The 12,192-nt window shown below is 44.3% G+C and carries 7 protein-coding genes; 1 reads left to right on the forward strand and 6 read right to left on the reverse strand.

The genetic code is table 11. From position 1 onward, the window contains the following. Positions 1 to 3 precede the first annotated feature (3 nt). From CS948_RS19800 to CS948_RS19820, 5 genes are all read right to left on the reverse strand, one after another. Entirely contained in the window at positions 4 to 1,956 is a 1,953-nt protein-coding gene (locus tag CS948_RS19800; RefSeq protein ID WP_176555147.1) for a RagB/SusD family nutrient uptake outer membrane protein, read from the reverse strand. Between the two features lie 18 nt (positions 1,957 to 1,974). Continuing rightward, on the reverse strand, positions 1,975 to 5,394 hold the full coding sequence (locus CS948_RS19805) for a TonB-dependent receptor (RefSeq protein ID WP_255302089.1): 3,420 nt from the start codon (positions 5,392 to 5,394) through the stop codon (positions 1,975 to 1,977). A gap of 139 nt (positions 5,395 to 5,533) precedes the next feature. Continuing rightward, positions 5,534 to 6,700, reverse strand: a complete 1,167-nt coding sequence (locus CS948_RS19810; protein ID WP_099293925.1) for a FecR family protein — start codon at positions 6,698 to 6,700, stop codon at positions 5,534 to 5,536. 66 nt (positions 6,701 to 6,766) lie between these two features. Then, positions 6,767 to 7,300 (reverse strand): RNA polymerase sigma factor, encoded by a 534-nt coding sequence (locus CS948_RS19815; protein ID WP_099293927.1) that lies wholly within the window; start codon positions 7,298 to 7,300, stop codon positions 6,767 to 6,769. Positions 7,301 to 7,342: 42 nt separating this feature from the next. Continuing rightward, complete coding sequence (locus CS948_RS19820) at positions 7,343 to 10,075, reverse strand: hypothetical protein (protein WP_099293929.1); 2,733 nt, start codon at positions 10,073 to 10,075, stop codon at positions 7,343 to 7,345. Between the two features lie 200 nt (positions 10,076 to 10,275). Here CS948_RS19820 and hydE point away from each other — a divergent pair, with 200 nt between their 5' ends. After that, on the forward strand, positions 10,276 to 11,337 hold the full coding sequence (gene hydE / locus CS948_RS19825; protein WP_099293931.1) for a [FeFe] hydrogenase H-cluster radical SAM maturase HydE: 1,062 nt from the start codon (positions 10,276 to 10,278) through the stop codon (positions 11,335 to 11,337). Positions 11,338 to 11,499: 162 nt separating this feature from the next. Here hydE and CS948_RS19830 read toward each other — a convergent pair whose 3' ends face one another. After that, positions 11,500 to 12,159 (reverse strand): LysE family translocator, encoded by a 660-nt coding sequence (locus tag CS948_RS19830; RefSeq protein ID WP_099293932.1) that lies wholly within the window; start codon positions 12,157 to 12,159, stop codon positions 11,500 to 11,502. Positions 12,160 to 12,192: the final 33 nt, after the last annotated feature.

Here is a 12,192-nt window from a genome sequence, read left to right on the forward strand (position 1 = left end):
TATTTACCAATTGGGATTTTGCTCGCAACCCGAAATAAGAATCTCCTCGCTACGAATCGGGAAAAGATAATCTCTCGGGGCTATAAATTGTCTTTTAGACCACACCACCACAGGTCCCTCGAAATTATTATAGAATTGTCTTTGGGTCTTCCCGGTAACAAGCCACCCGTAAAGTTTCGCGTTCAATTCTTCGGCAGCCGTCAACCAACGACGTAAATTCCAAAAACGCCTGCCTTCAAAAGCAAACTCCACGTTCCACTCCTGCCTAATAATCTGACGCATACCGAGCTTCGTTCTCACCTTTCCCGGATCCGTAGAGTAATTCTGCCATGCCTCCTCCACATCAGGAATTCCGGCCCTTTCACGCACCGCATTCAACGGATCATAGACGTGTTCCTTATCGGGAACCTCCAAATACTCGTTCCAAGCCTCCGCTTTCATCAAATAAAGGTCTGCCAAACGGATAAGCACACAAGCCTCTTCATTAAAGAACGTATTTTTGTAATCTAGATTGCTTTGAGAGGAACGAGAACCTTTTTTCATGTAATATCCCGTCAAATTCTGCGCTTGAGAATTGGAAATTCGTGTATATAACGTCCCGAATCGTTCACCTTGATAGGCTCTCACAAGATCATTCTCCGCATGAATAGTCTCTCCCCTTTGGAAATAACAGCGATCTGCCGCAACATGTGCATAAAAACGAGGTTCCCTGCGAAGATGTAAACGCAACACGCTATCAGCATCAAGCAAAACGACATTATTGTATTTGGTATCTGTCTCTTTTCCTATTTGATAACGGGAAGAATAATCCCATGTACGATCTTCATCTATGGGCACACCATGCTCGGTGTAATACATCTCAACCATTTTAATACTCGGGGCAATACACCCGATAAGCTCCCCATTATAATCTGGCGTCCCACTTCTGAAATAGGGGCGTGTCCACCTTGTCCATGATGTCAGCGCACGATTTTCATACTGAATCATAAAAATGGCTTCACTACTTTCAAAATTCCTCGCTAAAGAAGATTCCTCTATGTCTAACATAATATCACGTAATCCTCTGTCATCTTCTCCCACTCTGTCCGTCTTACTCGATATAAGTTTCTTACCATTTTCCAAACAAATCATCAAAGCCGTATCGACAGCCTCCGCTGCCCGTTTCCACTTTTCCCGGTCAGGAGTTTGGTTAAAAAAGTTTTCCCCGTTCTTACTGGTAAAATTCGCCAGAGCCGGATTGCCGTTAAACAAAGGGGAAGCCGCATAAAACAAAGTCATAGCCTTAAGTGCCGCCGCCGATTCCAAACTGTGATAAGCCCTACGGCTTACTGATTTTTGATTCATCGGGGGCAAATCCTTCATCGCTTCATCCAACAAAGTAACGATCTCTTCGACACAAGTATCAAACGGAGCGCGAGATTGTTTCATTTCCCCGATACCGGCATTTGTGGCAACATTCTTCGGAACCAAGATAATAGGTCCGTACCGACGAAGCAATTCAAAATAATAATGCGCCTTAAGAGCCTTTATTTCAGCAGACCACAATACTTTCTCTTGTTCTTCCATGTTATATACCCCACCAATCTTCTCCAAAAAAGTGTTACAATAGCGGATTGCATTGTAAGCTGCATCTTTTCGCCAAATATTCCCGTAAGGATCCGCTGTCATCTGTAAACCATCTCCTATATAAAAACCTGCCCAATTATACACGAATTGCTGCCGAATAAAGTCGCCGGCAACCACCTCATCTGCCCCGGTGTAAGCCGGGTTAGAAATGATAGAAGTAGTATAAGGCGCCAAGAAGGTATGACAAAATTTAAACCAATTTTCTGCCTGATCTCGTTTTTCAAAAATAGTTTCAATCGTTTCAATGTCATTATCAGGAACGACATCCAAGTAGTTACACCCGGGAAAAAGTATGGTTAATATCAACAATAACGAATAAAAATGCTTCATAATCATCGTGCATTAAAATTAGAAACTAAAATTCAAGCCTACCGTATAGGTTTTTTGAATCGGATAATTAAAACCGTTCTCACCTAATTCAACATCCCATATTTTAAAATTGGATATCAAGAACGGATTATTGGCACGTGCAAAAAATTTCACGTTCTGCAATTTCCATCGCTCCATCAATTTCCGCGGCATATTGTACGCCATCTCCAGAGAAGTACAACGCAAAAACCGACATTCCCGCATAAAATATGTACTCTTACGAACTTCAGACGCCTTACTATCATACCAATTTTCCTCGGGATTATGCTGTATTAAATTATATGTCGATAACCGGGGCCAAAACGGCTTCTTTGTCATATTATCTTCCGACCAATGGTCTTTATAAATAGCTGTCAGCATAGCGTGGTCATCAACAAAGGGCGATAATTTCTCCGGATTCATGAAAAACGAACGCTTGCCCGAGCCTTGAAACGCAAAACTGAATTCAAAATTTTTATAATTGATAAATCCGTGGAAACCATATATCAACCGGGGTGTCTCAGGAAAACCGATAAACGTGGCATCGTTCACATCAATCATACCGTCACCATTGATATCACGATAGCGGATATCCCCGGGCTTCACACCACTACCACCACTTTGTTTGGGTGAATTATCTATCTCCGCTTGGTCTTGAAATACCCCTTCCGCAATGTACCCTATCGCTTGAGAAATTTCTTTTCCTACCTTCTTTTGCCATACAGGTTTGTCACTGGCTTCTTCAATAGCTTTATACACCACTTTATTATAGGTAAGGGTTCCATTCAAAATAATCCAAAAATCAGGCGTGAAAGCATGTTGTATTTTACCGGAAAAATCAATCCCACGAGAACGGGATTTACCGATATTATCCAATTGAGAATACTCGATACCCATGTTTGCCGGTACATTCGTACGGTACCCTATAATATTATGCCTGATTTCTTGGTAAGCATCTAAAGTAAATTCTACAAGACCTTTGAACAACTTCGTTTCGATACCCAAATTTAACTGTTCCGCAATTTCCCATTTAATTTTCTCGTTAGCATAATATAGTACTTTTTTAGCCACAAAAGCACTACCTCCTGTACCGGATTCCGGATCCGTAAATCCCATTTGTCCCACTAAATTAGGCAAATAAACAAAGCGGGGAGAGGCCACGATACCGTCATTACCGACTTGCCCGTAGGATACCCTGAACTTCAAAAAATCCAACCATTTAGACGTCGACGCCATAAAAGGCTCGCTGGTTACAACCCATGCAATCCCACCAGCAGGGAAAAAGCCCATTTGGTTATCTTCGGCAAAACGTTCAGACCCGTTGTATCCAAAACTACCTTCAACAAAATAACGGTCTTTATACCCATAACTCCCACGCATAGAATACGTCAAGTTGCGTTGTGGCATTCCATCCAATACTTTCTGAATCGGTGTATAAGTATATTCCGAAGCTTGAAAAACAGCCGTTAAGGAAGTTTGATGTTCCTTCCAAGCCGCCGTATGCAGTAAGCGTGCTTCATACGTTACTCTCGTGTTAGTTGTTGAAACCCTTGCATCAGAATCTATCGTTAAAGCCCTATAAGACGTTGTAGATAAATCTTGTAAAGTATGTTTACCCGTTTCAAAATCGTAATTAAGCAGGGAATATTCAGCCGGAACTGTCTTAAAACCGGTAGTATAATAACCGGCTTGCGACACGGAAACACTCGCTCTCGCTTCCAACCCCTTCACTAAACTGGAAAGATTATGAATATATTCTGCTCGATTCGTTGTAGAATAGCGCGTCCTTTCCAGATACCCTCTATGCAATAGCATATAAGGATTGATTTGCTTCTCAGACTCCGTTGCTCCAAAACGAAGGTGAGGCCAATTGTAAGTATCATCCCCGGGATAAAGAGGAGCGAAATCCACGGGAGAAGCATTAAACGCTAACGAATAAGCTTGAGTAACACTCTCTAGCGGACCATGGTACTTATCTATTGTCGTTGATGAATTTACCACCAACTTAATACCGGCTTTCAAATCTATATTCAAATTAGCCCTGAACGAAGTTTGATTATTCGTGATATTACAGTCAAAATCATTCAATTTGTCCGTTTTCAACATACCCATATCACGATTGTAATTCACGGAAGCATAGTACTGAAGCACTTTTCCACCCCCACGAATATTCACTCCTAAATGATGGTTTGTATTATAATCCTTAAACATGATTTTATACCAGTCGTTAGCCGGATACACCCAAGAAGGATACTTACCAGAGGCTGTACGGTTTATCCGCTCCACGCTATATTTAGGAGTTGCCAATGGGTCGCGAGCAAGCAAAGCCTGATTATACATTTTCATGTAATCAATCGGATCCACCACATCAAGTTCTTTTGTCGGCATCGAAAATACAGCCTCGTAACGAGCCGTGGCATACACGCTTCCCTCTTGTCCTTTCTTCGTGGTCACTAAAATCACACCATTTGCTCCACGGGCGCCATACATAGCCGTGGCTGAGGCATCCTTCATCACGCTGAAAGACTCAATATCCTCCGGGGCAATGCGTGCCAAGTCCAACTTGGAAGATTCCACTCCGTCCAACAGGATCAACGGGTCTATATTCGCCCCGGTCTGAAATGACGTGATTCCACGGATATAAAATTTTGTATTCATCTCTTCCTCGGTCAAGGCGGCTGGAAGACCTCCCGTTTGCCAACCGATCATTCCGGCGATTTTACCGGCAAAACTTGAAGTCAAATCGCTGTTAGAGGATTTCAAATCCATCGGACGTACCGTCGTGATAGCCGATACCACGCTCTCTTTTTTCTGCGTACCGAACGCCACGACCACTGTCTCATCCAGTTCCTGACTCTCCTCTTTCATGGTAACACGAAGTGTATCCTTTGCCGTTCTCTCGAAAAAGTCCAATGTTTCCCTTTTAAAACCGATAAAAGAAAATTCCAACGTCCCTTTCAGCATGGGTAAATCCAAGGCAAACCACCCGTCTGCATTCGTGGACGTTCCCAAGGCCACTCCGGATACCTTCACCGTCACTCCCGGAATCGGTTGCTTTTTCGTGTCGTACACGAATCCTTTCAAACGAATAGATTTCTTTTCCGGTTCCACAGCCTTTGCTTGCGATGCTTTTATTAATACTACACCATCTTCCAACCGCCAAGTCAATCCCGTACCATACAACAACTGATTCATTACCTCATCTACCCCGGCATCTTTCACTTTCAAATCCCGTTTTCCACACTTTTCCAAATCTTCCCCCTTGTACAGAAAACGATAATCAAACGTCTTGCGCAACTCTTGAATAATTTCCAGCATCGAACGCTGTTTCAAATCCAAGGTAACCCTAGTATTCTGGGAAAAACCATTGGCATTCGCAACAAACGTGGTCAACAACAACAAATAAATTCCAAATCTCATAATCTTACAAATTTTTAACACGCACCTTCCCCGAAGGTATGCATACATTCGCTTTTTTTTCATAGTTTTGTAATACTGAATTTATAATTATGGACTAAATGTTCATGAAACGGAAAGGGGTAGGAGCCTTTCCGTTTTTTTATTTAGCCCCGATTGTTACGCATTTACCTTTAATATCTATTTTCACACCCGCCACTTCTTCCAACATTTTTACAATCTTCTCGAAGCCGTCATATTTTTTCAAATCACCCGAGAATTGATAGTTCTTCACCTCTTCACCGGAATAAAATACATCCATCTCGTACCAGCGTTTCAATTGCTCCATAATCTGTTCTAACCGTTGATCTTCAAATATAAAAAGACCATCCTTCCACGCGGAATAAATAGATGCATCCACTTCACGAAGGCGGAACAAATTATTATTTTTATTGAACACCAACTGCTCGTCGGGAGAAATCTTTACGCTTTCTTCCGGCATAATCACTTCCACACTCCCCTCCGCCAACGTGGTCGTCACATAGGCATCATTCTCGTAAGACGATACATTGAATTTTGTCCCCAACACTCTTATGTCAACATCCGAAAAAGTCTTCACTATAAAAGGCTTCTCCCGATCAGAAGCCACCTCGAAATACCCCTCACCTTTCAGATAAACAACCCGCTGTTTACCACAAAATTGCACTGGATAGCGCAACTCGCTTTGCGCGTTCAACCACACGTTTGTCCCATCAGCCAACTCCACTTTAAACTCTCCGGCACGAGGAACTACGAGTGTATTATACACTTGCTCAAGCGCAGACTCATTCTCTTTCCGGTAAGAAACCTTTTGATCAGCAACCCGAATATCCACGGATGCCTCTCCTCTCACCGAGCGCAACGTATCATCCAATGCGATTCTCTCACCCGTTGATAAAACCAACACGGCATTTCCTTGAGCCATTTGAATGGGAACAAGCTCTTTTTCCCTCTCTCTACTACCCGCTTGCCAACGAATCACTCCGGCTATGCCAAGTAGCAATACCAACACCGCCGCATATCGCCACCAAACACCAATTCCACGAGAACTCTTCTTCCGCCTGTACCGATGAAACATCGCCAACTGTTGCTCCACCTGCCTCTCGGAATAAGGCCATTGCCTTTTTCCTTTCTCGAAATCCCCCCTTATCTCCCGATAAACGGCCTGATTTTCATCAGACTCTCGAAGCCACGCATCCAATTCACGACGTCCCGTATCGTCAAGACATCCGGCTATATCCGCTGCAACCAAACGAGAAATTTTAAACGTATCTATTAAATCTTCCTTCATGCATCATTATTTTACAAGTAAAGACGTAACCTCCCAAAAAACGGGTGAATGAAGAAGTAATTTTTTTTAAAATTCTCCCAACAAAATCAATAACAAGACTAAATATTCTTTAGATAATATTTCCCGAAGTGCAGCATATCCATTCTTTTTCAACGTCTTAACCGTATTAATCGACACCCCGAGCAATTCCCCCACCTCTTGATTGGAATTCCCGTCCATCCCCAATAAAATCACCTGCCGGGTTTGTTCCGGCAAACTATCGATAGCTGAATAAAGAATACGAAAAGTTTCCTGACGCATCACCTCTTGCAAAAAGGTAGAAGTCTTAAATTCATTTTCTTGCAAATAACGGGAAACATAATTACTCTCCGCTTGTTTTCGCCTCAACCGATCGAAACAAATATTACGGGCAGAAACAAATAAAAAAGCTTTCGCGTTCTCCTCCGAGTCAAATTCTTCCCATCGTTCGAACACCTTCAAAAAAACGTCTTGAGCCAAGTCGGTAACTCCTTCTTCCTCTCCCATTACCCGTTCGATAAACAAACAAACCGGATTGAAAAAAGATTTGAAAAAAGTATCAAAATTATTACCACTACTCATAACATCACCGACTTTCGTAAAACTCGGACAAATATATAACTTTTATCGTTGCACCCTATATTTTATAATATGATTTCCGTCACTCCCGGCAAACAAGTAGAACCCGGAAGCATTTCCCTGATCGAAGAAAGCGATCGAAAAAGGTGAATTTCCGCGAATAGGGAATCCTTTCGACATATCTTTCATATCGAGCAGGAATAAACGTTCCCCTCGCTCATCCAATAGACCGATTCGTGCATCTCTGGCGGAGAAACGATAGGTGTACGGGTAGCCCAACGCGGCATTATCCCATTGGCGTTCTGCCAGCAACTTCCCTTGACCGTCATATACCCGCAAAGTATTTCCCGACGTGTACACGAACTCGTCCCGTCCGTCACTATTCACGTCTTCCACGTTCAGCCAGCCACCGCCGGTCATCTTTTCACCCTTCACCCGTTGCAGGGTTCCCCAGAGATCGACCAACAAAATCTCTCCGTTCGCGTCCGGGAAAGCAATCCAGAAATTTCCTCCCTGCTTGGTCAAGTAGAGCATCGTGTTCGTCGGTAAATTCAACAAAGTGGATATCTTCACCCGCTCTTTTCCGCGTCGGTCAAGGATATACAAACGATAACGATCGGCAAACACGATATAGTCTTTTCCCTCTACCCGAAAATGATAAATCTTCGATACAATATCATTATCACTTTTCGGCGTATCCCATCCCTTCACGAAATTACCCGACAACTCGTAGAGATAAATATTATGATCCGCACCCGGGGCAAAAATCCGGTAATTCTTGTTGTTCTCGTAATCGGCTATCGAAATACCCCGCTCGCAAGGAGATTTGAACGCCAACGGATAACGGGGCAAATAATTCCCGTTCCGGTCTATCAAGTAAAGATGAGTCGGCGTGGAGAAAAGATATTGCAACTTCCCGTTCTTGAACATATCCACTTGATAAATTTCACTGTTAATCTTCCCCTCTATCGGCAACTTCCAAAGAATACGCCCCACGTCATTGATCAAATAAATCGTATTGCTCTCGTCCTGCACGAAAAGTTCCCGTTCTCTCGTGTTATGATTTATCACGATAGCGGGCTTCATCGTGAGCTTGCCATCCAGTTTGGTCTGCCACATCACTTGAGCCTGCTTCTGCTCCACCTCTTCCGTGCTCAAGAATAAAGTGTGATAGAACATACTGCCCTCGCATACCCACTGTAACGCTAAAGAGGAAAATACCTCCATATTCTCTTTATTCCGTTCCAACAGAGCATGCAACGCCCCTTTCGTTATATTCTCGTAGTAAGGCAGCATGGAAGTCATCTCCGACAAATACATCCAATTGAACTTCGCCGACAACTTGCTTCTCAATTTCTTGTACCATTCCTGATCCCGCACACTCAACCGACGCATATAATCTTTGGCAAAAGATTGTATCGCCCGCTCGGAAGAAGCAAAAACGACATAATTATCTTCCACCAGCACGTAATTCGTCGCGATATCGTCAAACATATAGCCCCACATCACCCCGGCAAAATCCGACACGGGCATTTTGAAATAACCGACCGTTTTATCTTTATCCAGTTGAAAAGTACATTTCAAAGAACCGTCACCAACTCCCGTTTTTGCCGCGTACGATTTCAGCATCCTGTCGAGCAACTCTTTCGCGAGGCTTCCCGCTTTCACGTGCACGACAATTACCCCGTCATCTTTTTTCCGGGACGCGTCATAGGCAAGCACCCCTTTTCCCCATTCTCCTTTCAACAAATTTTGCCATTCCGCCTCGCTCTTCTCCCCGAACAGACGGGCAAATTCCTGCTTCCGCTTCCGCACCCTCTCCGCTTTACCCGCCCCGTAACGATAGGTATCCAAAGCATCCAAATACAGCTTCACGTCACTCAACGTCAAGAAACTCACGCTTTTCGCATCGACAGGCAACACCCCGTCCAAACGCGATGTCTTAGGTGCCTGACCTTTCAACACGGCCGGATAAGAGGCTCGCAAACCGTCGCAATGCATGAACCCGTTAAAACTGATTCCATCAGCACTGACATCCCCGTCCAAAGCACCCCATTGAAACCATTTGGATACATCGGTCTGCTTGGATATAAAATCTTTCTGCAACAACAGCGGTAATACATCCGTGAAACAGGTCGTATTCAAAAACACGTTCAATCCCGCCCCCGCTGAAAAATAACGGTTCACGTTCGCGTAACGGGGCGCATCATCTTTCTTACCCTCGCTCTTGTCATTCAATTGTTTGACAGCGTCCTCCACGTACAACTCGGAATCCGACACGAGCACCATACCGCCAATCACGGCATAGCACACGCTCTCTTTTCCCCGCCTCACGGAGTACAAATACCGGTTATCGTATTTCCGTTCCTGTATTTCCCCCGTCGAAAACATCTTCGACAACAAATTATTTACCTCTCCGCGAGCAAACATCCCGCTCCTGCTCAACACGTACAGACCACGAACAGCCTGTTTCCCCTCTACCCGAAACGCCAGCACGTGTGAAGCAGAATCAACCAAACGTTGCTTCAACAAAGTGTCCACCACCCGGTGCGCCAAACCGGACTTGTATGCCGCTATCTCTTTCTCGAAAGCTTTCTCGATTTTAGGTAACAGCTTCGCGTTGGAATTTACATTAACCACCACGGCAGAATTATAAGGGATAAACGACTCTTTCGGGACATCAGCATCCCGCTCCCGCTCGTTCACCCACCATAACGCAACCAAGATTCCCCCCAAGAGAACAACACCCAATATGATTAACGCAATTCTTTTCACCATAGTCAAAGCAGTTTATAAAGTTTATAAGGTTCATAAAGTTTATAAAGTTCCTTATCGCCTTAATTTTCCTTTTTACAAAAGTAGGAAAAAGAGTTGATTTTACTAAATTTGTTCTTAGAAAAGGCTAAGCCTTTCCCGTCATAAAGTTTGTAAAATACCTTATAAACTTTACGAACCTTATAAACTTTATAAACTCACACATGATAGAGAAACTGGAAAAGATGTTGATTTGCCGGGGAGAAGATGAAGAACGGCTCTACGCGGAAGCAAAAGAAATAAAAAATCAAACCATCGGGAACAAGGTGTACTTGAGGGGGTTAATCGAGATATCCAACATCTGCACCAAGGACTGTTTCTATTGCGGTATCCGGAAATCAAACACGGAAACGGCACGTTATGCTTTATCGGACGAGGAAATCCTCGAGGCGGCAGATTTCGCGTACACGCACCGGTTCGGTTCTATCGTACTTCAAGGTGGGGAGCGTTCCGACCGGGAATTCACGGAGCGCATCACCCGTTTATTAAAAGAAATCAAAAAAAACAGTAATAACGAACTGGGAATCACGCTCTCCCTCGGGGAACAAACGGAAGACACGTACAAGTGTTGGTTTGACGCGGGCGCACACCGTTACCTGCTACGTATCGAAACTTCCAACCCGGAACTTTACGCGAAAATCCACCCGAACAACGCACTACATTCCCACGCCACTCGTTTAAAATGCTTGGAAAGGTTACAGCGAACAGGTTATCAAACGGGAACCGGAGTCATGATTGGCCTTCCCTTTCAGACCATCACCGATCTGGCAAATGATTTATTGTTTCTACAATCCATGGATATCGACATGGTGGGCATGGGTCCCTATCTGGAACACCACGCCACCCCGTTATATCAATACCGTCACTTGTTACTTCCCTTGGAAGAACGCCTACGTCTGTCTATCCACATGGTGGCAGCCCTCCGCCTACTCATGCCGGACATCAACATCGCGGCAACCACCGCCCTGCAAGCCATACAAGCGGACGGTCGGGAAAAAGCGCTGGAAATAGGAGCTAACGTTGTCATGCCCAATATTACTCCCACGACAAACCGAACCCTTTATAAACTCTACGAGAACAAACCGGGCATCCATGAAGGAGCGGCAGAATCCATGCGCAAACTGGAAGAAAGCATCCTTAAAAGCGGCTGCGAAGTAGCCTATGGCGCATGGGGCGACTCGCGACATTTTCAATCGAAACACTCCACGTCCCCACCCCTCGCTTAACCCTTCCCTAACCATAAACACCAAACACTATCCAATCATGAACGTAGCATCAACGTAAATTTACGTTGATGCTACGTTCATGATACGTCTATGATACGTCCATGAGGTTAAGCAAAGGTTACCCACCCATTAACTAACAGTCAAGCAAAGATAAATCAGCAATCACTGAATCACTAAATTCTTGAACGGGGCAAAAGCAGAAAGAATAACCAAAGCCCCCAATATAGTAATTATCATCCCGGATACCCGGTTGATAGTTATAAGTACGCGCAAACGGAATTTCTTCCGGAAAATATTCACCAGCGTGGAAAGCGTGTACCACCACACACCACCGCCCAACAACACGCCGGCAACCACCAACACTTCTCCCAGCAAAGAAGACGATTCCCCGAACACCGACATCCCGGCAAAAACCGCCATAAACACCACCACCGTAATGGGATTGGAAACCGTCAGAAAGAAAAGCGAGAGATAATCACCCAAAAGTCCGGTTTTGCTCACCCGTCCCTGACGACGCTGGCGAATCTGCCGTATCGGGTTGTCGAAATAAATCTTCAATCCTATCACGATCAGGAATATCCCTCCTATAATTTGTAGTAACAACTCATGAGCCTGTACGATATTAATCACGAATCCCAACCCGAATGCCGCCACGGCAGCGTAGAAAAGGTCGGCCGAAGCCGCACCCATCCCGGCGATAAAACCCGATAACGCTCCTTTATGCAGCGTCTTCTGGATAATCAACACCCCCATGGGTCCTAAAGGAATAGATACCATCAGTCCCACCAGCATTCCCTTGAATAGATACAATATATCGTACATCCCATTCTAATTTTAGATTTAAGGATTTTAGAT

The sequence above is a fragment of the Butyricimonas sp. Marseille-P3923 genome, from assembly GCF_900184685.1.
In the GTDB taxonomy this organism is placed as follows: Bacteria; Bacteroidota; Bacteroidia; order Bacteroidales; family Marinifilaceae; genus Butyricimonas; species Butyricimonas muris.